At 72.2% G+C, this 24,230-nt stretch carries 21 protein-coding genes; 8 read left to right on the forward strand and 13 right to left on the reverse strand.

What is annotated here, in order from left to right; translation table 11 throughout:
- The first annotated feature begins 124 nt into the window (after positions 1-124).
- The gene (locus OG933_RS06140; protein ID WP_405625771.1) at positions 125-724 is read left to right on the forward strand and encodes an HD domain-containing protein; all 600 of its coding nucleotides are present in this window, start codon (positions 125-127) and stop codon (positions 722-724) included.
- Positions 717-1,358, forward strand: coding sequence for a PAS domain-containing protein (locus tag OG933_RS06145; protein ID WP_405625772.1), 642 nt, complete (start codon positions 717-719; stop codon positions 1,356-1,358). The genes OG933_RS06140 and OG933_RS06145 overlap by 8 nt, the downstream gene beginning before the upstream one ends.
- A 30-nt stretch (positions 1,359-1,388) precedes the next feature.
- Here the strand turns inward: OG933_RS06145 and OG933_RS06150 are convergent, their stop codons facing one another.
- A complete protein-coding gene (locus OG933_RS06150; RefSeq protein WP_405625775.1) occupies positions 1,389-2,036 on the reverse strand; it encodes a TIGR03086 family metal-binding protein in 648 nt (215 codons plus the stop codon).
- 181 nt (positions 2,037-2,217) lie between these two features.
- Between OG933_RS06150 and OG933_RS06155 the strand changes: the two genes are divergently transcribed.
- A complete protein-coding gene (locus tag OG933_RS06155) occupies positions 2,218-3,474 on the forward strand; it encodes an FUSC family protein (protein WP_362519502.1) in 1,257 nt (418 codons plus the stop codon).
- Between the two features lie 507 nt (positions 3,475-3,981).
- Positions 3,982-5,172, forward strand: a complete 1,191-nt coding sequence (locus tag OG933_RS06160) for a lactonase family protein (protein ID WP_405633256.1) — start codon at positions 3,982-3,984, stop codon at positions 5,170-5,172.
- Here OG933_RS06160 and OG933_RS06165 read toward each other — a convergent pair.
- Entirely contained in the window at positions 5,140-5,865 is a 726-nt protein-coding gene (locus OG933_RS06165; RefSeq protein ID WP_362266523.1) for a DUF2470 domain-containing protein, read from the reverse strand. The two genes, OG933_RS06160 and OG933_RS06165, sit on opposite strands and share 33 nt — an antisense overlap.
- A 136-nt stretch (positions 5,866-6,001) precedes the next feature.
- The gene (locus OG933_RS06170) at positions 6,002-6,616 is read right to left on the reverse strand and encodes a TetR/AcrR family transcriptional regulator (RefSeq protein ID WP_142267405.1); all 615 of its coding nucleotides are present in this window, start codon (positions 6,614-6,616) and stop codon (positions 6,002-6,004) included.
- 107 nt (positions 6,617-6,723) lie between these two features.
- Between OG933_RS06170 and OG933_RS06175 the strand changes: the two genes are divergently transcribed.
- Positions 6,724-8,319 carry a cytochrome P450 gene (locus OG933_RS06175; protein WP_405625776.1) on the forward strand — a complete coding sequence of 532 codons (1,596 nt, stop codon included), beginning with the start codon at positions 6,724-6,726 and terminating at the stop codon, positions 8,317-8,319.
- On the opposite strand, the gene OG933_RS06180 is transcribed toward OG933_RS06175, so the two are convergent.
- The 10 genes from OG933_RS06180 to OG933_RS06225 all read right to left on the reverse strand — a co-directional run bounded on the left by OG933_RS06180 (position 8,281) and on the right by OG933_RS06225 (position 19,091).
- A complete protein-coding gene (locus tag OG933_RS06180; protein ID WP_362519495.1) occupies positions 8,281-9,111 on the reverse strand; it encodes a pentapeptide repeat-containing protein in 831 nt (276 codons plus the stop codon). The genes OG933_RS06175 and OG933_RS06180 overlap by 39 nt on opposite strands.
- A 41-nt stretch (positions 9,112-9,152) precedes the next feature.
- A complete protein-coding gene (locus OG933_RS06185) occupies positions 9,153-9,896 on the reverse strand; it encodes a PIG-L deacetylase family protein (protein WP_267023117.1) in 744 nt (247 codons plus the stop codon).
- Positions 9,897-9,924: 28 nt separating this feature from the next.
- Positions 9,925-11,226, reverse strand: a complete 1,302-nt coding sequence (locus OG933_RS06190) for an alpha/beta fold hydrolase (protein WP_405625778.1) — start codon at positions 11,224-11,226, stop codon at positions 9,925-9,927.
- A 127-nt stretch (positions 11,227-11,353) separates the two neighbouring features.
- Entirely contained in the window at positions 11,354-12,412 is a 1,059-nt protein-coding gene (locus OG933_RS06195) for a LacI family DNA-binding transcriptional regulator (protein ID WP_405625780.1), read from the reverse strand.
- Between the two features lie 91 nt (positions 12,413-12,503).
- Complete coding sequence (locus OG933_RS06200; protein WP_405625781.1) at positions 12,504-13,928, reverse strand: BNR repeat-containing protein; 1,425 nt, start codon at positions 13,926-13,928, stop codon at positions 12,504-12,506.
- A 91-nt stretch (positions 13,929-14,019) separates the two neighbouring features.
- Positions 14,020-14,340 carry an L-rhamnose mutarotase gene (locus OG933_RS06205; protein ID WP_020127639.1) on the reverse strand — a complete coding sequence of 107 codons (321 nt, stop codon included), beginning with the start codon at positions 14,338-14,340 and terminating at the stop codon, positions 14,020-14,022.
- Between the two features lie 40 nt (positions 14,341-14,380).
- On the reverse strand, positions 14,381-15,463 hold the full coding sequence (gene rhaS / locus OG933_RS06210) for a rhamnose ABC transporter substrate-binding protein (protein WP_054241113.1): 1,083 nt from the start codon (positions 15,461-15,463) through the stop codon (positions 14,381-14,383).
- Positions 15,464-15,497: 34 nt separating this feature from the next.
- Positions 15,498-16,490: an ABC transporter permease gene (locus OG933_RS06215; protein WP_020127637.1), complete on the reverse strand. Its 993-nt coding sequence runs from the start codon at positions 16,488-16,490 to the stop codon at positions 15,498-15,500.
- On the reverse strand, positions 16,483-17,577 hold the full coding sequence (locus OG933_RS06220) for an ABC transporter permease (protein WP_405625783.1): 1,095 nt from the start codon (positions 17,575-17,577) through the stop codon (positions 16,483-16,485). Before OG933_RS06220 ends, OG933_RS06215 begins: the two co-directional genes overlap by 8 nt.
- A complete protein-coding gene (locus OG933_RS06225) occupies positions 17,574-19,091 on the reverse strand; it encodes a sugar ABC transporter ATP-binding protein (RefSeq protein ID WP_405625784.1) in 1,518 nt (505 codons plus the stop codon). The genes OG933_RS06220 and OG933_RS06225 overlap by 4 nt, the downstream gene beginning before the upstream one ends.
- Before the next feature lie 261 nt (positions 19,092-19,352).
- On the opposite strand from OG933_RS06225, the gene rhaI reads away from it, so the two are divergent.
- The 3 genes from rhaI (at position 19,353) to OG933_RS06240 (ending at position 24,137) form a co-directional block, all read left to right on the forward strand.
- A complete protein-coding gene (rhaI, locus tag OG933_RS06230) occupies positions 19,353-20,513 on the forward strand; it encodes an L-rhamnose isomerase (protein WP_142267396.1) in 1,161 nt (386 codons plus the stop codon).
- A gap of 142 nt (positions 20,514-20,655) precedes the next feature.
- Positions 20,656-22,695 (forward strand): bifunctional aldolase/short-chain dehydrogenase, encoded by a 2,040-nt coding sequence (locus OG933_RS06235; protein WP_405625785.1) that lies wholly within the window; start codon positions 20,656-20,658, stop codon positions 22,693-22,695.
- Between the two features lie 5 nt (positions 22,696-22,700).
- Positions 22,701-24,137 carry a rhamnulokinase family protein gene (locus tag OG933_RS06240; RefSeq protein ID WP_405633258.1) on the forward strand — a complete coding sequence of 479 codons (1,437 nt, stop codon included), beginning with the start codon at positions 22,701-22,703 and terminating at the stop codon, positions 24,135-24,137.
- Positions 24,138-24,230 lie beyond the last annotated feature (93 nt).

Below are 24,230 nucleotides of genomic sequence, written 5' to 3' on the forward strand. Positions count from 1 at the left end.
GTACCGCACTCCAGCGTGGTCCACCCGGTTGCCGGGGCCGTGCCGCCGGACTACATGTTCGTGCAGCGGAAAGGGCACGTGAGGGGTTGCGGAGGTGCCCTGCGACGGTTATTAGGCTGGGCCGATGGCCTTCATCCCGACCGTGCTGTCCATCGCCCTGGACGAGACCTCGGACCCTGCGCTGCGCCCGCTGCCCGGGGAGGTGGCGGCGCTCCTGGACGAGGTCGGTGCGCCGCCCCGGCTGGTCGCTCATCTGCGGGCCGTCCACGACGTCGCGGCCCGGCTCGTCGACTGGGTCGGACGGCACTGCCCGGCGCTGGCCGTGGACCGGGAGGCGGTGCTGTTCGGCGCGGCCACGCACGACATCGGCAAGACCCTGCACCCCGACGAGCTGTCCGGCCCCGGTGCCCGGCACGAGGCGGCCGGACGGGAGCTGCTGCTGGCCCACGGGGTGCGCCCCGAGGCGGCGCGGTTCGCCGGGACGCACGCCTCCTGGGGGACGCCGGGCGTGGCCGTGGAGGATCTGCTGGTGAGCCTGGCCGACAAGGTGTGGAAGAACAAGCGGGTGGCCGACCTGGAGGACCTGGTGGTGGCCGAGCTGTCGCGAGCGGGCGGCCGGCCCGTGTGGCAGGAGTTCCTGGACCTCGACGCGTTCCTCACCGCGCTCGGTGAGGGCGCGGACCTGCGGCTGGCCTGGCAGGCGGCGCATCCCGTCCATGGGTGAGCGGGCCGAGCGGGACGCCGTGGTGTGGCGCAACCGCGCGCTGCTGCTCTTCGACCGGGTGTCGGTGCCGGTGGCGGTGTGCGATGTGTACGGCGCCGTGCTGCTGGCCAATCCGGCGATGGCGGCGGAGTGCGGGACGAGTCCGGGGCGGCTGCGCGGGCGGGAGGTGCTGGAGCTGTTCCGGCCGCAGGAGGCGACCCAGGTGGAGCGGATCGCCGAGGCGCTGCGGCTGCGGCACCGCTCGCGCTATCAGGTGTCGGTGTGCTGGCAGCCGCCCGGAGCAGTGGAGCGGTACGGGGAGCTGACGGCGGACCCGGTGAGCGACAGCGTCGAGGCGACTCCCGCGCTGCTGGTGATGCTGCGCGTCCTCGGTGAACGCGCGCCGCGCACCGAGGCGCCCCCGGTCCGCGTCACGCCGGTCGAGGCGCGGATCCTCGCGCTGCTCGCGGGCGGCGCGACGACGGCCCGCGCCGCCCGCGAGACCGGTCTCACCCGGGACGGCGTGACCTATCACCTGCGGCGCCTGTCCACGCGCTGGGGCGCGGCCAACCGTACGGAACTGGTCGCCCGCGCCTATGCGCTGGGAGTGCTGGTGGCAGGGGCGTGGCCGCCCACGCCGGCCGGCGAGGCGTAGGCGGGACCGCCCGCCGCTACGCGGCCCCCTTCAGTTCGCGCGCGGGGACCAGCGCGGGTCGCGGCCGAGGAAGGCCAGCAGCGTCGCCGACCGGTCGTGGCCGTCCGGGGTCTCCCGCGCCGGGGCGAAGACCTGGTACGAGTCGCGCAGGTGGTCCACGAGGTGTTCCGCCGCCGGCCCGATCCCTTCGGCCGTCCCGGCCGGCAGGGGGCGGTCCTGGCCGGTGGCCACGGCGATGTCCCAGGCGTGCACGGCCGCGTCCATCGCGGCGGCGCCGATGGCGAGGGGCAGCGGCAGCGGGCCCAGCGGCGTCGGCACCTGCCCGGTGTCCGCGGGCAGCCCGGCGTACGCCCCGGCCACCGCGTCCAGCACCTTCGCCAGCTCGGCCGCCGGATCGCCGTCGAGCGCGTCGGCCGGGTGGAACGGGTCGCTGTCGGGCCGGCCTCCGGTGAGCGCGAGGCCGTAGCCCTGCTGGTCGATGCGGGCGTGGTTGAGCACCTGGCGTACCGTCCACGCGTCGCACGGGGTCGCAGCCCCCCACTGCCCGTCGCCGACCGCCGCGACCACCTCCCGCAGGTAGGCGTGCGCCCTGGTGAGGACGTCGATGTCCGGCGTGCCCGCCCCGTCGGCCCGGTCGGCCGTGACCGCTTCTTCCGACCCGGCTGCCTTGTCCGCCATGGAGCTTCCCCCTCCGTTTTGCCTGCCCGGTGTCTTCCCCGGCTGATGAGATCAATCTAGGCTCACTTGCGGACAGTGACGGTCCTCAATGCGGCCGATCGAGGCCGCCGGTCGCCCCTCGCGTGCCGCGAGGTGGTGAGGAAACGTTCGAGGCCGCGGGGGAAGGGGAACTGGACTGTCGATGCAAGAAGAAGTACGTGAGCGAGCGGCACCGCTCGTGCGATTGGTACAGCGCCACCGGGAACCCGTCGTCGTCCAGGCAGTGCGGTCCGCCACCGCGGCGACGATCGCCTATGTCATCGCGCTGCGCCTGAGCCCCGAGGCGCTGCCCCTCACCGCGCCGCTGACCGCGCTGCTCGTCGTCCAGGTCACCCTGTACGCGACGCTCACCAACGGCATCCGCCGGGTGAACGCCGTGGTGGCCGGCGTGCTCGTGGCCATCGCCTTCAGCCTCCTGGTGGGTCTGACCTGGTGGAGCCTCGCGCTGCTGATCGTGTCCTCGCTGGCGGTGGGGCATCTGGTGCGGGTCGACGAGTACGTCCCCGAAGTGGCGATCAGCGCCATGCTGGTGCTGGGCGTGACCACCGTCGGGGACACGGCGTGGGCGCGCGTGGTGGAGACGCTGATCGGCGCGTTCGTCGGGCTCGGCTGCAATCTGCTGCTGCCGCCTCCGGTGTGGGTGGAGGAGGCGGGCGAGTCGATCGAGGGGCTGGCCCGCCGGCTGCGCCAGCTGATGCTGCGCATCGGCGAGGAGGCCTCGGGCCGTACCCCGGTGGAGCAGGCGGCCGCCCGGCTGCACGAGGCGCGCCGCCTGGACCACGACATCGTCCAGGTGGACGCGGCCCTGCGGCAGGCCGAGGACAGCCTGCGGTTCAATCCACGCGTGCGTGAGGGGCTGCTGCACCGGGTGGTGCTGCGCACCGGTCTGGACACGCTGGAGATCTGCACGGTGGTACTGCGGGTGCTCGCCCGCAGCCTCACCGATCTCGCCAAGGAGCGCGAGCCGCAGCCGCTGTTCCCGGACGGGACCGGCGAGGTCGTGGAGCGGCTGCTGTCCGAGATCGCCGACGCGGTGGTCAGCTTCGCGGTGCTGGTGACCACGAGCGTCAGCCTCAACGCGGACGCCGCCGAGGAGCGGCTCACCGCCGAGCTGCGGCAGGCCGCGGCCACCCGCGACAAGCTCGCCCAGCTGCTGCTGGAGCAGCTCCAGCACGACGCGCGCCAGTGGCAGCTGCACGGCGCGGTGCTGACCGAGGCCACCCGCATCATCGACGAGCTCGACACCGAGCACCGCTCCCGCCGTCTCCTGGAGGAGCTGGACCGCAACAGCCGTGAGCAGCGGGAGCGGATGCCCCGGCTGAACCGGCTGCGCGAGCGCCTGGGCGTGCAGGACCAGCTGTGGCGGAACCGTACGGGGTTCGGCCGGCGTTCTTCCTGAGTCGGCCCCGGACGGGGTCGGCGTGGGGTCCCGTCCGGTGCCCTGGACCCGTTGCGGCCGCCTCCCCGCTCCGCAGCACCCGCGGGACGCCCGGGGAAACCGGTGCCGTTCGGCCACGAGGGCCGAGCCCCAGCGCCCGCCCGGCGCACCCGGCCGCCCGCCCGATCCCCGGCACCCGTACAGGCGGCGGCTCGTGGAGGCCGCGCGGGCAACGGGCTGCGACACCCCGGAGGCCGCCCGATGACATCGCTGCTCAGGGCGGTCGGCCCGAACCGCACCTTCCGGCTGCCGCGCGCCTCGCTGTTCGCGCCCGCCGTCCGCCGCGTCGTGGGGTCCGCTTTTGCGTTCGACGGCCCGGCCGGGTCAAGGTGGCTGTCACGGCGGAGGCGTACGACGACCTGAGGTGCGGGCATGGGCAGTGGGACGGAAGCGGCGCGCCGGGGGTCCCCCGGCGCCGGGCCAGGCCGAGAGCTCGGCGGAGGCTGGAGCAGGCGCGGCTTCGTCGGGATGCTCGGCGGCGCGGCCGCCGCGTCGGCCCTCGCCGGGTGCGGCAGTGGCGGCGACGGCGACGGTGGCCCGGCGAAGAGCCAGGACTCGCCGCAGGCCGCGCCGCCCGGGCAGCCGTCGGCGTCGGCGTCCGCCGCCCCGGATCCCTCGCGGAGTTCCACCGGCCCCCGCCCGCTCTACCTGGGTACCTACACCTCGGCCGAGGGCGGCGGGAAGGGCATCGGCATCGCCTCGTACGACGCCGCCTCGGGGCGGATCACCGGGCGGGGCACGATCACGGGTGTCCAGGACCCGTCGTATCTCGCGGTGCACCCGGACGGCGGAACGCTGTACGCGGTGAACGAACGTGAGCGGGGCGCGGTGACCGCCGTGCGGCTGTCCGACGGGAAGGTGCTGGGCGGCCGGCCGACGGGCGGGGCGCACACCTGCCACCTGTCGGTCCATCCGGGCGGGCGGTGGCTGCTGAGCGCGGACTACGGCTCGGGCAGCGTGGCCGTGCACCCGATCGCCGCCTCGGGGGCGCTCGGCGAGCACACCGACCGGGTGACGCACAGCCGTCCGGCACCCCGGTCGGGCCAACAGGGGCCGCACGCACACCAGTTCATCACGGCTCCGGACGGCGGCCATGTCCTCGCCGTCGACTTCGGCACGGACACGGTGTACAGCTACCGCCTGGACGAGCAGGCCGGCACGCTCACTGAGGTCGCGCAGGCGCACACCCGGGCGGGCGCCGGTCCACGGCACCTCACGTTCCATCCCGGCGGCCGGTACGCCTATCTCGCCGACGAGGCGGACGACTCGGTCGCGGTCTGCGCGTACGAGCCGTCGAGCGGCCGGCTGACGATCGGGAGGCCGCAGTCCACGGGCGCGAAGGCGGACACCAACTACCCGGCGCAGCTGGCGGTCACGCCGGACGGCGGGTACGCCTTCCTCGCCAACCGCGGCGACAACACGCTCGCCCGCTACGCGGTGGAGGCGGACGGGGCCCGGCTGCGGCTGCTCGGCACGGTGCCGGTGGAAGGCGACTTCCCCCGGCAGATCGCCCTCTCCCCCGACGGCGGCCTGCTGTTCGCGGCCAACCAGCGCTCCGGCACGGTCAGCGTCTTCCGGGTGGACGGCACCGACGGTGAACTGCGCCTCACGGGCGAGCCGTTCGCGTCACCCGTCGCCGTCTGTGCGCTGCCGCTGTAGGGCTCGGGGACAGGCGGCGGCGGCCGCCTGGGTGAGCAGGACGTGCATGCGCTCGGTGAGCTGGCCGACGTCGTCGGCGGGCGCGTGGAAGGGCAGGCGTACGTCGCCGTGGGCGCGGGCGCGCTCGATGCGCAGCGTCAGTCCGTGCCGGTCGACGGCGAGCGGCTGGACCCGGACGGCGCCGTGCAGGCAGTCCCGCTGGACGAGCCGGGTGAGGCGCTCCACGGCGTCGGGGTGGGCGTCGGCGAGATGCGTGAGCAGGTGCGCCTCGGCGGTGGCGAGCGGGTCGGGCTCGGCGTCGGCGAACTCCTCGAGGTCGACGACGACCGCACCGGAGGGCTCTTTCAGCACGACACGGGTGGCGTGGAAGGCGAGGTGGCCGTCCTCGGGGGTGAACCAGCCGGCCAGCCAGAGCCGAGCGCGGATACGGCCGCGGACCGGGACGGGCGCCACGTCCGCGAACTCCAGCACGGCGGACGGCTCCCCGCGGGGCGCGCAGATCGCGGCCGTCAGCAGGGCGCTGTCCTCGGGCACGTGCAGGATCACCCGGCCGTCCTCGTCGACGGTGTGCGCACCGACGAACTCCTCGCGCCCGCCGTCCGCGGTCACCGCGCAGGACCATGAGGCCGCGAGTACCGAACGGGCCCGCTCGGCGGCGGCAGGCACGGCCGCCCAGCTTTGGCTGTCACCCATCCCAAATCCTCCTTAGGTAAGCCTTGCCTAACCTATCGGAGATCCGGGGGTTCGCCAACCATGACCGCACCATGTTCGACCGGGACACCGGCCGCCCGACCTCGGCAACGAAGGCGCAGGACCCTCCGGCCGATGATCACGCCGGGCCCGCGATGACCCCCAGCAGCGCCCGCGCGCACAACTCCCCCACCTGTTCCCGGGACAGGTCCGACCCCCGCAGCCACTCCAGGCAGACCGCCGTCGTGAACGCCAGCCAGCCGCGCACCGCCAGCCGTACGTCGGGGCGCTCCTCGAAGACCGGGCCGAACTCCGGGTCGGCGCCGAGCGCCGCCAGGATCTGCCGCTCCTGCGCCGCGAGCGCCTGCCGGTAGACCCGGCGCACGGCCTGGTCACCGGAGGCGTCGGCGCGGTGGAAGGCCCGGTAGCCGTGGGCGTGGGCCGCCACGTACGCCAGGTAGGTGTCGAGGCCGGACGCCAGCTGTTCGCGCACCGGGACACCGGGAACCGCCGCCGTCATGCGCAGCATCCGCCGGCTCTCGCGCTCCACGACCGCCGCGAAGAAGTCCCGCTTGGTGGGGAAGTAGTGGTACAGCAGGCCCCGGGAGACCCCGGCGATCTCGGCGACCTGCTCGATCCACACGTCGTCGTACGGGCTCTCGGAGAACAGCCGCGCGCCGACCGACAGCAGTTGCTCCCTGCGCTCCTCGGTACTGAGTCGGCGCCGGGTGCGCTCCCCCTGGTTCGCGGCCATCCCCGCACTTTACTTGACGTCGGTTCAACAGCGGCAGCAGACTGAGCCCGCTATTGAACCCACGTACAACATGCTCAACCTGCCGCTGCATCAAGGGAGATCGCGTCATGGCGGAGACGACGGGGACGACGGGTGGACCGGCCACGACAGGGACGACGGGGCCAGCGTCGGGGCCCGCGTCGGGGGAGGTCCTGCCGAAGGGGTTCCGCAGCGCGGAGCTCGGCTGGCCCGAGCTGGAGCGCATACCGCATCCGCCGCGTCGGCTCCCCCTGCTCGGCGATGTGCTGGGCGCGAGCCGGCGCACGCCCCTCCAGGACTCCCTGCGGTACGCCGGGCAGCTGGGGCCGATCTTCCGCCGCAAGGCGTTCAACCGGGAGTTCGTGTTCGTCTGGGGCGCCGGCCTGGCCGCCGACATGGCCGACGAGACGCGGTTCGCCAAGCATGTGGGGCTGGGCATCGCCAATCTGCGGCCCGTCGTCGGGGACGCCCTGTTCACGGCGTACAACCACGAACCCAACTGGCAGCTGGCCCACGACGTCCTGGCTCCGGGGTTCAGCCGGGAGGCGATGGCGGCCTACCACCCGATGATGCTGGACGTGGCGGAGCGGCTCACCGGCCACTGGGACCGCGAGCTGGCCGCGGGCCGGGCGGTGGACGTACCCGGCGACATGACCAAACTGACCCTGGAGACGATCGCCCGCACCGGCTTCGGGCACGACTTCGCGTCCTTCGAGCGCGCCCGGCCGCACCCCTTCGTGACGGCGATGGTGGGCACCCTCACCTACGCACAGCGCCTCAACACCGTGCCCTCCCCCGCCCTGCTGCGCCGGGCCGCGCGCCGCAACGAGGCCGACATCGCCCATCTGAACCGCACGGTCGACGAGCTGGTGCGGGCGCGCCGCGACGGCGGTGGCGGGGACGGCGACCTGCTCGACCGGATGCTCGACACCGCCCACCCGGAGACGGGCGAGCGGCTGTCGGCGCAGAACGTGCGCCGTCAGGTCGTCACCTTCCTGGTCGCCGGCCACGAGACCACCTCGGGCGCGCTCTCCTTCGCCCTGCACTATCTGTCCCGCCATCCCGAGATCGCGGCCCGCGCCCGCGCCGAGGTGGACCGGGTGTGGGGGGACGCCGCCGTGCCGGGGTACGAGCAGGTCGCGAAGCTGCGATACGTCCGCCGGGTCCTCGACGAGGCGCTGCGGCTGTGGCCGACAGCGCCCGCGTTCGCGCGCGAGGCCCGGGAGGACACCGTGCTGGGCGGGGAGCACCCGATGCGGCGGGGCGGCTGGGCGCTGATCCTGACGGCCATGCTGCACCGGGACCCCGAGGCCTGGGGGCCGGACGCCGACCGGTTCGACCCGGACCGCTTCGACGCGGCGGCCGTACGCGCGCGTGCCGCGCACACCTTCAAGCCCTTCGGCACCGGGGCGCGGGCCTGCATCGGACGGCAGTTCGCGCTGCACGAGGCCACACTGGTGCTCGGGCTGCTGCTGCGCCGCTACGAGCTGCGGCCCGACCCGGCATACCGGCTGCGGGTCACGGAACGGCTGACGCTGATGCCGGACGGGCTGCGGATGCACCTGGACCGGCGCACTCCGACGCCCGCACCGACACCGACGCCGTCCGGCGGGACGGTCGGCGAGGCGCGCGCGGCGACGGCGCCCTCAGAGCCCCGCTGTCCAGTGCACGGGGCGGGTGACTGACTCCGGCAGCCTGGTGCCCGCGCTCCCCCGGGCCGCGTTCAGCTGCGGCTGGGTCAGGAAGAAGACGCCGGTCAGGTCGGCGTCGGCGAGGCCGGTGTCGCGCAGGTCCGCGCCGATCAGATCCGCTCCGCGCAGATCCGCGCCGGTGAGGTCGGCGGCGATCAGACAGGCGCCGCGCAGGTTCGCGCCCCGCAGGTCGGCGCCCCGCAGACGGGCGCCCATCAGGTCGGCGCCCCGGCGCTCCTTCTTGCGCCCGCGGATACCCGCCCGGGCCAGCTCACTGGTCTTCAGCAGCAGCACGTTGACGTCCTGACGGTGCGCCGGGACGTCGAGGGCGAGCAGCTCGTCCGGGGACAGCCGGGTGAGTTCCTCGGTCCTCGCCAGGGTCCGGCGCAGCTCGCCGTGGATCGGGCGGGCGGCGGGCAGACCGAGCGCCTCGGTGAGATACCACAGGAGTTCGTGGAGCTGCCGGACGACCGGGAACACCTCGGACATCCGGCGGGCGTCCTCGGGTGCGGCCGTACGCCGGTCCCGGCCGCCGAAGGTGAGCTGCGAGACCTTCTGCCCGGCGCCGAAGCAGTCGTAGACCGTACAGCCGGTGAAGCCGCTCTGCCGCAGTCGCGCGTGGATCCCGCAGCGATGGTCCTCGCCGAGGTTGGGGCAGTCCCTGCCCGCGGGCTTGTCGATCGCGAAGTCCGCGGAGCGGGCGAAGGGCAGGGCCACGCAGCACAGGCCGAAACAGTTCTCGCAGTCGCCGCGCAGTCCGGTCCGGTCCACCGTCTTGTCTTGCATGCCGTCCAGCCTACGCATGCGATACGGGCCGACCTGCCCGGTTACCGGCCGAACAGCTCGAACGCCACCGCCGGGCGGCCGCCGAACCGTTCGCCCACCGACTTCGCCACCCCGGTCAGGAAGCCCCGTACATAGCTTTCCGGCTCCTCGTCGGTCAGCGCCTCGATATAGGCGCGGTGTTCGAGCAGCGAGCCCACCGCCCGCTCCAGTCCCGCCGACGCGTCCACGGCGTGGGTGGGCGTCGCGGAGCCGGCCACCGCGACCCAGCGCACGCCGTTCCAGGGCTCCAGGCCCTGCTCGAGAAGTTCCGGGAAGATCCAGCGGTTCCCCGCGTCCCCGGCCGCGTCCAGGGTGGCGCGGCCGACCGCGACATGGTCGGGGGTGTTCCAGGCGACCCCGCCCCAGGTGTCACGGTGATTGAGGGTGATCACCAGTTCGGGGCGGTGCCGGCGGATCGCGGCGGCGATGTCGCGGCGCAGGGCGGGACCGTACTCGACGACGCCGTCCCGGTGGTCCAGGAACTCGACCGTCGACACACCCACCACGGCGGCACTGGCCCGCTGCTCCCGCTCGCGCAGCGGTCCGCACTCGGCGGGCGCGAGGGTGTCGATGCCCGCCTCGCCCCGCGTCGCCAGCACATAGGCGACCTCGCGGCCGGCGTCGGTCCAGGCGGCGACCGCCGCGGAGCACCCGTACTCGAGATCGTCCGGGTGCGCCACCACGGCGAGGGCCCGCCGCCAGTCCTCGGGCATGGGCTGGAGCTGGGTGATCGTCGGCTCGGTCATGCCCGCAGACTAACCGGTGACGAGGGGGTCACGCCTCGTCACGGGCGAGGGCGAGCAGCCGGTCCAGGACGCGGGGGCCGCCGGCCCGGACGCCGTCGTGTTCGAACTCGTCGGTGACCCAGGTGCGCAGGCCGCGGATGGCGCGGGCGGTGCGCAGGGAGTGGGCGGTGTCGACGTACAGGTCGTCGTGGTAGATCGCCGCCGCGACCGGGACCTCGTTGGCGGCGAGGCGCGCGGAGTCGTACAGGGGCGGCCAGTCGGTGCGGGCGGCGAGGAGCTCGGCGGTCTCGCGGAGCGGGCGCAGCGCGGGGTCGGTGTCGAACATCCAGGGGTGGACCGTCTCGCCGGTGAGCAGCAGCGGTCCGTCGCCGGTGAGCGCCTTCGCCGCGTCGAACTGCGGGAACTCGGCGCGCACCCGGTCGGCGGCCCAGGCGGTGGGGCGGCCGTCCTGGCCGTAGATCGCCTCGTGGACCAGGGCGTAGAGAGGGTGTCCGGCGTAGGAGAGCTGGCTCTGCATCTCCTCCTGGAAGGCGTCGGACAGCGCCGGGCCGTGCGGGGTGGGGACGAAGGCCTCTTCGAGGAGGTGGTGCAGGCGGTGGCTGCCCTCGCCGCCGCCGAGGAGGATGCCGAGCGTCTGGAAGGCCGGGGCGGTGAGGCGGTAGCCGTTCGGGAGGGTCACCTCGTGGTGGAGGAGGTGGTCGGCGATCCGGCGGACGCGGTCGACGTCCTGCGGGTAGCGGGCGTAGTGCGCGGCGACCTTGCGTTCCATGCGCGGGTAGGCGGCGCGGTACACGTCGTCGGCGTGCGCGTCCAGAGCGGGCAGACCGCCGGTGATCAGGGCGGCGGCGAGGCCCTCCGGCGCGAGGGAGAGGTAGGTGACCGTGCAGAAGCCGCCGAAGCTCTGGCCGAGCACGGTCCAGGGGGCGCCGCCGGTGACCTCGCGACGGATCAGCTCGGCGTCGCGGACGATGGAGTCGGCGCGGAAGTGCGCCAGGTAGTCGGCCTGTTCGGCCGGGCCGCCGCGCAGCGGGAGCGTCTGGCGGTTGGCCGGGGTGGAGTGGCCGGTGCCCCGCTGGTCGAGGAGGAGGACGCGGTACTCCTTCAGCGCCCGCCCGAGCCAGGCCGGCCTGCCGACGAAGCGGTTGGCGCCGAAGCCGGGACCGCCCTGGAGGTAGAGCAGCCAGGGCAGGTCCTGGTCCGCCTTCTCGCTCGCGACGACCTCGCGGGCGTAGAGCCCGATCGTCTCCCCGCCCGGGTCGGCGTGATCGAGGGGGACGGTGAAGCGACGGTCGGTGAGGACGACGCCGGGCTGGCGGTAGCTGACGGACAACGGAGGCTCCCGGGACGATCGGTGTAAGGGCCGCGTCCCAGTTCAGCACATGTCCGGGCCGTGCAGGAGCCCGGGGGATCATGAACAGCTACTGAACGGGCACTCAGCACGGTTACTGAACCGTCGCTCAGCGCGCCGACAGGCTGGACCTGCGCACCACCAGCTCCGGCTGGAGCACCACCCGCCGGTGTTCGTGCCGGCCGGCGCCCACGCCTCCTGCTCCTCCCGCCCCTCCTGCTCCTCCTTCTTCGGTCTCCTCCAGCAGCATCTCGGCGGCCAGCGCGCCCATGGTGACGGCGGGCTGCCGGACCGAGGTGAGGGGGACGGCCGCGGCGGCCGCGAACTCGATGTCGTCGTAGCCGACGATGGCCAGGTCCTCCGGTACCTTCACCCCCGCCGAGTACATCGCCTGGAGCACGCCGAGGGCGAGCAGGTCGTTGGCGCAGAACACGGCGGTCGGGCGGCGGTCGCCGAGGCCCAGCAGGCGGGCGCCCGCGTCCCGCCCGGCGGCCACGTCGAGCCGTTCGGTGGGCAGCTCACGCAGGCATTCGGGGCCGAGGCCCGCCTCGGCGAGCGCGTTCAGGGCTCCGGTACGGCGGTCGCGGACCTGGGTGAAACCGGGCGGGCCGCTGACATAGGCGATCGAACGGTGACCGGCGTCGACCAGATGCCGTACGGCGAGCGCGCCGCCCGCCACGTCGTCCACCGAGACCGAGCACTCGGTGGTGCCCTCGGAGACGCGGTCCACGAGGACGAAGGGGATGCCGTGCCGGCGGAAGGAGGCGATGTTGCGGCCGGTCGCGTCGGCCGGGGTGAGCAGCACGCCCCGCACCCGCTGCTCGGCGAAGAGCGACAGGTACTCGGCCTCCTCGCCGGCGCTCTCGGCGCTGTTGCAGACCATCACACCGAGCCCGGCGTCGCGGGCGGCCCGCTCGGCGCCGCGGGCGACGTCCACGAAGAAGGGGTTGCCCATGTCGAGGACGAGCAGCCCCATGATCCGGCTGCGTCCCGCGCGCAGCTGCCGGGCGGACTCGCTGCGCACGTAGCCGAGCCGGTCTATCGCCGACAGCACGCGCGCCCGGGTCTCGGTGGCGACGGTGTCCGGGCGGTTGATGACGTTCGACACCGTGCCGACGGAGACTCCGGCGGCACGGGCGACGTCCTTGATTCCCACCGGCTGGGCCATCAGGCGGGGACCTCCAGGTGAACGGGATACGGCGGGACGGCCTTCACATTACCGTCACCCCGCCGCACCCCTGTCCGAGTACGGATTCGGGTCATGCGGGCAGTGCGAAGTCCACGACGTGGAGCGCCGAGGGGGTCGTCCCGCTCGACTTCTCCTGGTACATGAAGGACAGCACGTTGTCGGCCTTGACGCGCAGTTCGTCGATCACGACCTCGCCGAAGGCGTTGAGGCCGCTGCCGTCGAAGAGCACGGTCCAGTCCGTGTAGCCGGAGGCCTTGGAGGCACCGGCGATCCGGCCGAAGGGGAAGATCGCGTACGCGTTGTCGTACTTGTCCAGGACCAGCTTGGTGCGCTGGCTGGAGCCGAGGACGACGGGTATCTCCGTCTTCTGCCAGCTCCCGGAGGAGTTCTTGCGCAGATGGAAGGCGCGGCCGTTGGCGGTGCGGTCGCTGACGTAGTTGGTGGTGCACTGGCCGAAGCGGCCGGGGACGTAGCTGATGATCGCGTGCGGAAGGCCGGTGGAGCCGGTGGCCTGGCTCTCCTGGTTCATCAGGGAGTGGTCCGGGTTGAGCGCGTCCACGACGAGTCCGGCGTCCGTGACGGCGACCTTGTCGGAGCCGCCCGTGGTGCCGACGACGGTGCCCGCGTTGTTCAGCCAGGTGCGGCCGCGGTCGGTGGAGTAGACGTAGCCGGTGTCGTGGTTGGTGATGCCGCCGCTGGAGCACATCACGGCGCCGTTCTGCTCGCGCCAGGTGAAGAAGGAGTGCAGCCGGCCGTTGACGTCGTAGTCCATGCCGTGCAGGTACATGTTGCGGACGGTCGAGGAGCCGTGCTCGCTGGTGTAGGTGCCGGTCGAGCTGGACCACTCGCCGAGGTTCGTCCAGGTCGAACCGTCGTACTCCGCGAGGGCGTTGCGGCCGTTGCCGGAGATGCCGACCCGGTAGCTGAGCTGGAGCCTGCCCTCGGGGGTGGCGATGAACTGCGGGTAGGTGAACTGGGTGGTGAGCGCGAGGCCGTCCAGGGTGGTCTGGACGGCGCCGAAGACGGACGTCGTCCAGGAGGTGGCCGCCGGGTTGTCCAGGAGTCCGGCAGCCGACTTCACGTAGAAGAAGCCGTCGCTGTGGGAGTCCATGTTGAGGTGCAGACGGCCGTCGACCTTCGAGACGCCCATGGAGATGACGTTGTGCGAGTCGCTGGCCTTGAGCTGGTGCGAGAGGGTGACGGTGGACCAGGTGGTGCCGCCGAGGACGCGACGGGCGACGACCGCGTTCCTGGTCGAGGTGTACCAGGCGGCGTACTGGTAGCCCTTGTAGGTCAACAGGCCGTTCTTCTGGAACGAGTTGTTGTTGACCAGGCCGTCGTAGGACACGAAGAACACGGCCGTGGCGTCGAGTTGGGTGGTGGCCTTCTTGGTGACCGAGGGGCCGGGGTCGGCGGCGCGGGCGGTGCCGGCGGCGAGGACGGGGGACGCCGCGGCACTGAGGAGAGCGCCGGCCAGCAGGGTGCGTCGTCTCATCTCGGGGGACTCCATCGTCTGCGAGAGCGGGAATCAGAACAGCGAGGAACAGCGAGGAACAGCCGGGAACAGCGGGGAGGGGACGGGGGTGTCAGGCGAGGTGGAACACTTCGGTGAGAGGCTTCATCGCCTCGTCGGGCCGGGCTCCGTCGAGCGACTCGAAGAACGGGGCCATCTCCGCCTGCCAACGGGCGTTGACGTCGGCGGCCTCCATGCCGGCCTGGGCGGCGGCGAAGTCCTCGGTCTCCAGATAGCCGACGAGCAGGCCGTCGTCTCTCAGGAACAGGGAGTAGTTGTGCCAGCCGGTGGCCGAGAGAGCTTCGAGCATCTCCGGCCACACGGCGGCATGGCGTTCGCGGTACTCGGCGAGCCGGTCCTGTCGGACCTTGAGCAGGAAACAGACGCGCTGCATGAAGTACCGCTCCTCCGTGGGGGGTTGAGGTGTCCGGCGACTAGAAGTTGAACTGGTCGATGTTCTTGGCGTCGAACACGGTCGGCTTGCCGAGGCTGATCACGCCGTCCTTGCCGATGGTGTACGTGGTGCCGCCCGCCTTGAAGGTCTCGCCCTCCGCGCCGGTGATCTGGCCCGAGACCAGCGCCACCGCCGTCTGGGCGGCCAGCGCGCCGAGCTTCGAGGGGTCCCACAGCTCGAAGGCGTCGACGGTGCCGTTCTTGACGTAGGTGCGCATGTCGTTCGGGGTACCGAGGCCGGTCAGCTTGACCTTGCCCTTGTACTTGGAGCCCGACAGGTACTGGGCGGCCGCCTTGATGCCGACGGTGGTCGGGGAGATGATCCCCTTCAGGTTCGGGTACTCCTGGAGCAGGCCCTGGGTCTGCTGGAAGGACTTCTGGGCGTCGTCGTCGCCGTACGCGACCTTGACGAGCTTGATGTCCTTGTACTTGGCGTCCTTCAGCTCGTCCTTCATGAAGTCGATCCAGGTGTTCTGGTTCGTCGCGGTCTGCGCGGCGGACAGAATCGCGATCTCGCCCTTGTAGCCGATCTGTTCGGCGAGCAGCTGCACCTCGGTACGGCCCAGGTCCTCGGCGGACGCCTGCGAGACGAAGGCGTTGCGGCACTCGGGGTTGGTGTCCGAGTCGTAGGTGACGACCTTGATCTTGTTGCTCATGGCCTGCTTGAGCGCGGTGCACAGGGCGCCCGGGTCCTGGGCGGACACGGCTATCGCGTCGACCTGCTGCTGGGTCAGCGTGTTGACGTAGGAGACCTGGCCGGAGGTGTCGGTGCCGCTGTTGGTGCCGACCTCCTTGTAGCTGGAGCCCAGCTCCTTCAGCGCCGCCTCGCCGCCCTTGTCGGAACTGGTGAAGTAGGGGTTGTTGACCTGCTTGGGCAGGAAGCCGACGGTCAGGCCCTTCTTGGTGGCCGCGTTCGGGTCGGCCTTGCCGGCCGAGGCGGCAGCACCGGTGCTCTCGTTCTTCACGTCCTCCTTGGTCGTGCCGCCGCAGGCGGTGGCGGCGAGCGCGAGGGAGGAGACGGCGGCGAGGGCCGCACAGGCACGACGGAGGGATGACTTGCGCATCACGGGGTTCCTTTACGAGGTGAGCGAAGCGGGGTTAAGCCGTCGGAGTCGGGGCCGTGGCTCTGCGGCCCGCCCGTGCGACGGAGATCTGCCGTGCGACCCGGGGGCCGAGCACGGAGACGACGAGCAGGACGCCGGTGACGACGATCTGCGACTGTGCGGAGACGTCCTGGAGGCTCATCACGTTCTGCGCGGCGCCGAGCAGGAAGACTCCCGCGATCGCGCCGCCGAGCGTGCCCTTGCCGCCGTCGAAGTCGATACCGCCGAGCAGGACGGCCGCGATGACGGAGAGTTCGAGGCCGGTGGCGTTGTCGTAGCGGGCGCTGGCGTAGTGCAGGGCCCAGAAGATGCCGGTGAGGGAGGCCAGCAGGCCGGTCACCGTGAACAGGATCAGCTTGTGCCGCCTGACCCGGATGCCGGCGAACCGGGCGGCCTCCTCGCTGGCGCCGATCGCGAACAGCGAGCGGCCGAACGGAGTGGCGTGCAGGACGACCACGGCGATCGCGAGCAGGACGACGAAGGGCAGGAGGGCCTGCGGGAGGAAGGTGTCCCCGAGCCGGCCGGCCGCGAAGTCCAGGTACTGGGTGGGGAAGTCGGTGACCGCGTCGGAGCCGAGCACGATCTGCGCGATGCCCCGGTAGGCGGCCATGGTGCCGATGGTGACGGCAAGCGACGGGAGCCCGAGGCGGGTCACGAGCAGGCCGTTGACCAGTCCGCACACCACACCGAGCAGCAGGCAGATCGGGATGATCGCCTCGATCGTGAGGCCCTGGTTCCACAGGGCGCCCATCACCGCGCCGGACAGCCCGGCGGTGGAGGCGACGGACAGGTCGATCTCGCCGGAGACGACGAGCAGGGTCATCGGCAGCGCGATGAGCGCGATGGGCAGGGTGTTGCCGATCAGGAACGACAGGTTGAGGGCGTTGCCGAAGCCGTCCACGAAGGAGAACGAGAACAGCAGCAGGACGATCAGGAGGGCGCCGACGACCGTGTCCCAGCGGACGGCGCGGGTGAGCGACTCAGGCATGGCCGGCGTCTCCCTTCTTGACGGTGGTCTTCTCGGCGGCGGTGGTGGTCCTGGCCGCGGCCGACTTCTTCTTCAGCGCGGACGCCACCCGCAGGGCGACGACCCGGTCGACCGCGATGGCCAGCAGGAGCAGCACGCCGTTGATGGCGAGCACCCAGACCGAGCTGACGCCGAGCGCGGGCAGGACGCTGTTGATGGAGGTGAGCAGCAGCGCGCCGAGGGCCGCGCCGTAGACGCTGCCCGAGCCGCCGGTGAACACGACACCGCCGACCACGACCGCGCTGACGACGGTGAGTTCGTAGCCGTTGCCGGTCCCGGAGTCGACGTTGCCGAACCGGGCCAGGTACATGGCTCCCGCGAGGCCGGCGAGGCCGCCGCAGAAGGTGTACGCGGCGAGGATCCGCTTGCGGACCGGGATGCCGGCGAGCCGGGCGGCCTCCGGGTTGGAGCCGAGCGCGTACAGCTCGCGGCCGCTGCCGAAGTGCTTGAGGTAGTACGCGGTGGCGATGAGGACGGCGAGCGCGATGAGCGCCAGCCACGGCACCGCGGACAGACCGCCGGAGCCGAAGTCCACGAAGGAGTCGGGCAGGTCGGCGGCGGTGATCTGGCGGGAGCCGACCCAGATGGAGTCGATACCGCGGATGATGTACAGCGTGCCGAGGGTGACGACGAGGGCGGGCACCTGACCGAGGCTGACCAGCAGGCCGTTGAGAAGCCCGAAGCCGATGCCCAGCAGGATCGCCAGCACGATCGCGATCACCGGGTTGCCGCCGCCCTGCAGATACGTACCGGCGGCGAAGGCGCTGATGCCCAGGGTGGAGCCGACCGACAGATCGACGTTGCGGGTGATGACGACCAGGGACTGGCCGGTGGCGACGAGCACCAGGATGGTCGCGTTCAGCAGCAGGTCCTTGATGCCCTGCTCGGACAGGAACTCGCTGTTGCCGGCCTGGGTGACCGCGATCATCACCAGGAAGACGACCAGGATGGCGAGTTCGCGCATCTTGAAGACGCGGTCGACCAGCCGGGTGCCGCTGGACTTCGGCGCCTCGGCGACGGGGGCCTCGTGGGAGGTGGTCACCGTCATACGGCTGCCCTCCCGGTGGCTGCGGCCATCACGGTTTCCTCGGTGGCTTCGGTGCGGGGGATCTCGGCGGCGAGCCGGCCCTCGTGCATCACCAGCACGCGGTCGGCCATGCCGAGGATCTCGGGCAGGTCGGAGGAGATCATCAGGACGGCGACCCCGTCGGCGGCCAACTCGCTGAGCAGCCGGTGCACTTCGGCCTTGGTGCCGACGTCGATGCCACGGGTCGGCTCGTCGACGATGAGCACCTTGGGGCCGGTGGCCAGCCACTTGGCGAGGACGACCTTCTGCTGGTTCCCGCCGGACAGTGTGTTGACGGTGTCGGCGATCCGGGCGTACTTCACCTGGAGCTTGACCGCCCAGTCGAGGGAGCGGCTGCGCTCGGCGCCGCGGTCCATCAGGCCGGCCCTCACGGTCGTGCGCAGGCCGGTCAGACCGATGTTGCGCTCGATGGACATGTCCATCACGAGGCCCTGGGCCCGCCGGTCCTCGGGGACCAGCGCGAGGCCGGCCGCCATCGCGGTGGAGGGGGCGCCGTTGGTCAGCGTGCGGCCGTCCACGGCGACCTCCCCGGCGTCCCAGCGGTCGATGCCGAAGACCGCCCGGGCGACCTCCGTACGGCCGGCGCCGACGAGTCCGGCGAGGCCGACGATCTCGCCGCGCCGGACCTCGAAGGAGACGTCGGTGAAGACACCCTCGCGGGTCAGCCGGCGGACGCTGAGGGCGACCTCGCCCGGCGTCACGTCCTGCTTGGGGTAGAGCTCGTCGAGGTCGCGGCCGACCATCCGGCGGACCAGGTCGTCCTCGGTCATGTCCGCCAGCGGCTCGCTGGCGATCCAGGCTCCGTCGCGCAGGGTGGTCACCCGCTGGCAGATCTCGAAGATCTCCTCCAGCCGGTGCGAGATGAACAGCACCGCCGCGCCCTGCTCACGCAGGGTGCGCACGACGCCGAACAGCCGGGCGACCTCGCTGCCGGTGAGAGCGGCGGTCGGCTCGTCCATGATCAGGACCCGGGCGTCGAAGGAGAGCGCCTTGGCGATCTCGACGATCTGCTGGTCCGCGATGGACAGGCCGCGCGCCGGACGGTCGGGGTCGAGCTCGACGCCGAGGCGCCGCATCAGGGCGGCGGTGGCCGCGTGGGTGGCCTTGTGGTCGATGCGGCCGAGGGCCCGCCGGGGCTGGCGGCCCATGAAGATGTTCTCGGCGATCGACAGGTCGGGGAAGAGCGTGGGCTCCTGGTAGATCACGGCGATGCCGGCGTCGCGGGCGTCGCCGGGACCGTGGAAGGTGACGGGCTCACCGTCGAGCAGCACCCGACCCGCGTCGGGTCGGTGCACTCCCGCGAGGGCCTTGATGAGCGTGGACTTGCCCGCGCCGTTCTCGCCGGCGAGGGCGTGCACCTCGCCGGGGAACAGCTCCAGGGAGACGCCCCGCAGGGCGCGAACGGCACCGAAGGACTTGGTCACGTCCTTCAACGCCAGCACCGGGGCCGGTCCCGCGTCGGACGGGTAGGTCATGGATGGCTCCTCGACGACGCCCGGGACGTGCCCTCACGGCGTCGTGAAAGGTTTCAACTGGATTGCCGGGACGTTAGGCATCCGGGCCATGTCACGTCAATGGGTACGTCTCGAAAAGTTTTCGATAGCCGAAGGTCACGCGGCGGTCACGGAGAACGAAGCAGGCCGGAGGGCTTGACACTCTCCCCGCAGCCTCATAGCTTCCCGTTCTGAATCGTTTCATCCGGGAGTTGTTCCGGACCGATGTCACAGGAGCCCGAAGTGACCGACCTCGCCGCGGTGAAGGCCGCGCTGAAGACCCAGGCCGTCGAGACGCCGTCGTGGGCGTACGGGAACTCAGGCACCCGTTTCAAGGTGTTCGCCCAGGAGGGCGTCCCGCGCACCCCGCAGGAGAAGCTGGACGACGCGGCACAGGTGCATCGCTTCACCGGCGCCGCCCCGACCGTGGCCCTGCACATCCCGTGGGACAAGGTGGAGGACTACTCCGCACTTGCGAAACATGCCGAGGATCGCGGGGTGAAACTGGGGGCGATCAACTCCAACACCTTCCAGGACGACGCCTACAAGCTGGGCAGCATCTGCCACCCGGACGCGGCGGTGCGGCGCAAGGCTCTCGATCATCTGCTCGAATGCGTCGACATCATGGACGCGACCGGCTCCGCCGATCTGAAGCTGTGGTTCGCCGACGGCACGAACTATCCCGGCCAGGACGACCTGCGGGAGCGGCAGGACCGGCTCGCCGAGGGCCTCTCCGCGGTGTACGAGCGGCTCGGGGACGGGCAGCGGATGCTGCTGGAGTACAAGTTCTTCGAGCCCGCCTTCTACTCCACGGACGTGCCGGACTGGGGCACGGCGTACGCGCACTGCCTGAAGCTCGGGCCGAAGGCGCAGGTCGTGGTGGACACCGGGCACCACGCGCCCGGCACCAACATCGAGTTCATCGTCGCCACGCTGCTGCGCGAGGGGAAGCTCGGCGGGTTCGACTTCAACTCGCGGTTCTACGCGGACGACGACCTCATGGTGGGTGCCGCCGACCCGTTCCAGCTGTTCCGGATCATGTACGAGGTCGTGCGCGGCGGCGGGTTCACGTCCGATGTGGCGTTCATGCTCGACCAGTGCCACAACATCGAGGCGAAGATCCCGGCGATCATCCGGTCCGTGATGAACGTGCAGGAGGCCACGGCGAAGGCGCTGCTGGTCGACCGGTCGGCGCTGGCCGCCGCGCAGGCGTCCGGCGATGTGCTGGAGGCGAACGCGGTGGTGATGGACGCGTACAACACGGACGTGCGTCCGCTGCTGCGGGAGGTGCGGGAGGAGACGGGGCTGGACCCCGACCCCATGGCCGCGTACCGGGCGTCCGGGTACGCCGAGAAGATCGTCGCCTCGCGGGTCGGTGGGGAGCAGGCGGGGTGGGGGGCGTAAGCGTCCGCCGTCACCCGTCCGTCGCGGACTGCGGGCCCGTTGTGGCTGGTCGCGCCCGCGCGGCGGGAGCCGCACATCGATACAGCCCCGCGCCCCTTTGGGACACGCTCCGTCGCCCGCGTTCGAGAAGTAAGGAATCCGCATGACCACCCACCCCGAAGCCGCCGCCCTCCTCGGTCGGTCCCATCGGCTCGGCGCCGATCCCCGTAACACCAACTACGCCGGCGGCAACACCTCCGCCAAGGGCACCGACACCGACCCCGTGACCGGCGGGGACGTCGAGCTGATGTGGGTGAAGGGGTCCGGTGGGGACCTGGGCACCCTGACCGGGGCCGGGCTCGCCGTGCTGCGGCTGGACCGGCTGCGGGGGCTCGTCGACGTCTACCCGGGCGTCGAGCGCGAGGACGAGATGGTCGCCGCGTTCGACTACTGCCTGCACGGCAAGGGCGGGGCGGCGCCCTCGATCGACACCGCCATGCACGGACTCGTCGACGCCGCACACGTCGATCACCTGCACCCCGACTCCGGGATCGCGCTGGCCTGTGCCGCCGACGGGGAGAAGCTGACGGCCGAGTGCTTCGGCGACACCGTCGCGTGGGTGCCCTGGCGGCGGCCCGGCTTCCAGCTGGGGCTGGACATCGCCGCCATCAAGGCGGCGAACCCGCAGGCGATCGGTGTGGTCCTCGGCGGGCACGGGATCACCGCCTGGGGCGACACCTCCGAGGAGTGCGAGCGCAACTCGCTGCACATCATCCGGACCGCCGAGGCCTTCCTCGCGGAGAGGGGGAAGGCCGATCCGTTCGGGCCGGTCCTCGACGGCTTCGCTGCGCTGCCCGAGGACGAGCGACGCGAGCGGGCCGCCGCGCTCGCGCCCTACGTGCGGGCCATCGCCTCCCAGGACCGGCCCCAGGTCGGGCACTTCACCGACTCCGACGCCGTCCTCGACTTCGTGGCCCGGGCCGAGCACCCGCGACTCGCCGCTCTCGGCACCTCCTGCCCCGACCACTTCCTGCGGACCAAGGTGCGGCCGCTGGTCCTGGACCTGCCGCCCACCGTCACGGTGGAGGACGCGATCGCGCGGCTCAAGGAGCTGCACGCCGAGTACCGCGAGGAGTACGCCGCCTACTACCGGCGGCACGCCGACGCCGACTCGCCCGCCATGCGCGGCGCCGACCCGGCGATCGTGCTGGTCCCGGGCGTGGGCATGTTCTCCTTCGGCAAGGACAAGCAGACCGCGCGCGTGGCCGGCGAGTTCTACGTCAACGCGATCAACGTGATGCGTGGCGCGGAGGCGGTGTCCTCGTACGCGCCGATCGAGGAGTCGGAGAAGTTCCGCATCGAGTACTGGGCCCTGGAGGAGGCCAAGCTCCAGCGGATGCCCGCGCCGAAGCCGCTGGCCACCCGGGTGGCCCTGGTCACGGGAGCCGGCAGCGGGATCGGCAAGGCCATCGCCCAGCGGCTGGCCGCCGAGGGCGCGTGTGTCGTCGTCGCCGATCTGAACGCCGAGAACGCGGGCGCCGTCGCCGAAGAGCTCGGCGGGCCCGACAAGGCGGTCGCCGTCACCGTGGACGTGACCTCCGAGGAGCAGATCGCCGGTGCCTTCCGGGACGCCGTGCTGGCCTTCGGCGGCGTCGACCTCGTCGTCAACAACGCCGGGATCTCCATCTCCAAGCCGCTGCTGGAGACGTCGGCACGCGACTGGGACCTGCAGCACGACATCATGGCCCGCGGGTCGTTCCTCGTCTCGCGCGAGGCGGCGCGGGTGATGATCGCGCAGGAGCTGGGCGGCGACATCGTCTACATCGCGTCGAAGAACGCCGTCTTCGCCGGCCCGAACAACATCGCCTACTCCGCCACCAAGGCCGACCAGGCCCACCAGGTGCGCCTGCTGGCCGCCGAGCTGGGCGAGCACGGCATCCGCGTCAACGGCGTCAACCCGGACGGCGTGGTGCGCGGGTCGGGCATCTTCGCGGGCGGCTGGGGCGCGCAGCGGGCCGCGACCTACGGCATCGACGAGGAGAAGCTCGGCGAGTTCTACGCCCAGCGGACCATCCTCAAGCGTGAGGTGCTGCCGGACCACGTCGCGAACGCGGTGTTCGCGCTCACCGGCGGCGAACTCACCCACACCACCGGACTGCACGTCCCCGTCGACGCGGGTGTGGCGGCCGCGTTCCTCCGGTGACGGCCGTGCGGTCGTACGCGGCGGTCGACCTCGGCGCGTCCAGCGGGCGCGTCATGGTCGGCCGGGTGGGCCCGGACTCGCTGGAGCTGGCGGAGGCGCACCGCTTCCCCAACCGGCCGGTCCGGGTCCCCGAGGGACTGCGCTGGGATGTGCTGTCCCTCTACGCGGGAGTTCTTCAGGGCCTGCGGGCGGCCGGCCAGGTGGACTCGGTCGGCATCGACAGCTGGGCCGTGGACTACGGCCTGCTCGACGCCGACGGGACCCTGCTCGGCAACCCGGTGCACTACCGGGACGCCCGTACCGAGGGGGTCGCCGAGAAGGTGTGGGCGACCGTGCCGCCGGCCGAGCTCTACGCGGCCACCGGACTCCAGTACGCGCCCTTCAACACCCTCTACCAGCTGGCGGCGGCGAGCGGGACCCGGCAACTGGCACACGCCCGGCGCCTGTTGCTCATCCCCGACCTGCTGGCGTACTGGCTGACGGGTGAGCAGGGCACCGAGCTCACCAACGCCTCCACCACCCAGCTGATCGATCCCGCGACGGGTGACTGGTCGTACGACGTCGCCGACCGGCTCGGCATCGACCTGGAGCTGTTCGCGCCGCTGCGGCGGCCCGGCGACCCGGCGGGGCTGCTGCGGGCGGAGGTGCTGGAGGAGACGGGGCTGACCGGGCCGGTGCCGGTGACGACGGTCGGCTCGCACGACACCGCCTCCGCCGTGGCGGCGGTGCCGGCGACCGGGGAACGGTTCGCCTACATCTGCACCGGCACCTGGTCGCTGGCCGGCCTGGAGCTGACGCAGCCCGTGCTCACCGAGGAGAGCCGGGCCGCCAACTTCACCAACGAGCTCGGGCTGGACGGCACGGTCCGCTACCTGCGCAACATCATGGGACTGTGGCTCCTCCAGGAGTGCCTGCGGGCCTGGGGCGACCCGGACCTGGGCGGACTGCTGCGGGAAGCGGCCGCCGTGCCCGCGCTGCGCTCGGTCGTGGACGCCGGGGACGCCGCCTTCCTGGCGCCCGGGCGGATGCCGGAGCGGATCGCCGAGGCGTGCCGCGCGTCCGGGCAGCCGGTGCCCGGCACGCCCGCGGAGATCACACGGTGCATCCTCGACTCGCTCGCCCTGGCCCACCGGCGGGCCGTCGACGAGGCGCAGCGGCTCGCCGACCATCCCGTGGACGTCGTGCACATCGTCGGGGGCGGCACCCGTAACGCGCTGCTCTGCCAGCTCACCGCCGACGCCTGCGGGCTGCCGGTGGTGGCCGGTCCGACGGAGGCCGCGGCCCTCGGCAACGTGCTCGTCCAGGCACGGGCGCACGGACTGGTCGGCGACCGCGCCGACATGCGCCGACTGCTCGCCCGTACGCAGCCCCTGACGCGCTACGAGCCGCAGGGCGACGCCGAGCGGTGGCGCGAGGCGGAGGCCCGGCTCGCCACGCGGTGAGCCGGGGCCTCCCCCGGGCCCCGGCACCGGGCTTCCCCCACTACGCTGCACGCGTGTGGGTGGTGCCCCCAGCACTCATCCGATGACCTACCC

The organism is Streptomyces sp. NBC_00016 (genome assembly GCF_045040885.1).
Taxonomy (GTDB): domain Bacteria; phylum Actinomycetota; class Actinomycetes; order Streptomycetales; family Streptomycetaceae; genus Streptomyces; species Streptomyces coriariae.

What these genes read in the sequence shown, in the direction of transcription:
- rhaS (WP_054241113.1), bottom strand. Translation starts at nt 15,463, where the DNA reads ATGCGCAAGTCATCCCTCCGTCGTGCCTGTGCGGCCCTCGCCGCCGTC.
- OG933_RS06195 (WP_405625780.1), bottom strand. Translation starts at nt 12,412, where the DNA reads ATGGCCCAGCCGGTGGGAATCAAGGACGTCGCCCGTGCCGCCGGAGTC.
- OG933_RS06155 (WP_362519502.1), top strand. Translation starts at nt 2,218, where the DNA reads ATGCAAGAAGAAGTACGTGAGCGAGCGGCACCGCTCGTGCGATTGGTA.
- OG933_RS06215 (WP_020127637.1), bottom strand. Translation starts at nt 16,490, where the DNA reads ATGCCTGAGTCGCTCACCCGCGCCGTCCGCTGGGACACGGTCGTCGGC.
- OG933_RS06205 (WP_020127639.1), bottom strand. Translation starts at nt 14,340, where the DNA reads ATGCAGCGCGTCTGTTTCCTGCTCAAGGTCCGACAGGACCGGCTCGCC.
- OG933_RS06180 (WP_362519495.1), bottom strand. Translation starts at nt 9,111, where the DNA reads ATGCAAGACAAGACGGTGGACCGGACCGGACTGCGCGGCGACTGCGAG.
- OG933_RS06200 (WP_405625781.1), bottom strand. Translation starts at nt 13,928, where the DNA reads ATGAGACGACGCACCCTGCTGGCCGGCGCTCTCCTCAGTGCCGCGGCG.
- OG933_RS06170 (WP_142267405.1), bottom strand. Translation starts at nt 6,616, where the DNA reads ATGGCCGCGAACCAGGGGGAGCGCACCCGGCGCCGACTCAGTACCGAG.
- OG933_RS06220 (WP_405625783.1), bottom strand. Translation starts at nt 17,577, where the DNA reads ATGACGGTGACCACCTCCCACGAGGCCCCCGTCGCCGAGGCGCCGAAG.
- OG933_RS06150 (WP_405625775.1), bottom strand. Translation starts at nt 2,036, where the DNA reads ATGGCGGACAAGGCAGCCGGGTCGGAAGAAGCGGTCACGGCCGACCGG.
- OG933_RS06145 (WP_405625772.1), top strand. Translation starts at nt 717, where the DNA reads ATGGGTGAGCGGGCCGAGCGGGACGCCGTGGTGTGGCGCAACCGCGCG.
- OG933_RS06235 (WP_405625785.1), top strand. Translation starts at nt 20,656, where the DNA reads ATGACCACCCACCCCGAAGCCGCCGCCCTCCTCGGTCGGTCCCATCGG.
- OG933_RS06140 (WP_405625771.1), top strand. Translation starts at nt 125, where the DNA reads ATGGCCTTCATCCCGACCGTGCTGTCCATCGCCCTGGACGAGACCTCG.
- OG933_RS06175 (WP_405625776.1), top strand. Translation starts at nt 6,724, where the DNA reads ATGGCGGAGACGACGGGGACGACGGGTGGACCGGCCACGACAGGGACG.
- OG933_RS06160 (WP_405633256.1), top strand. Translation starts at nt 3,982, where the DNA reads ATGCTCGGCGGCGCGGCCGCCGCGTCGGCCCTCGCCGGGTGCGGCAGT.
- OG933_RS06185 (WP_267023117.1), bottom strand. Translation starts at nt 9,896, where the DNA reads ATGACCGAGCCGACGATCACCCAGCTCCAGCCCATGCCCGAGGACTGG.
- OG933_RS06225 (WP_405625784.1), bottom strand. Translation starts at nt 19,091, where the DNA reads ATGACCTACCCGTCCGACGCGGGACCGGCCCCGGTGCTGGCGTTGAAG.
- OG933_RS06165 (WP_362266523.1), bottom strand. Translation starts at nt 5,865, where the DNA reads ATGGGTGACAGCCAAAGCTGGGCGGCCGTGCCTGCCGCCGCCGAGCGG.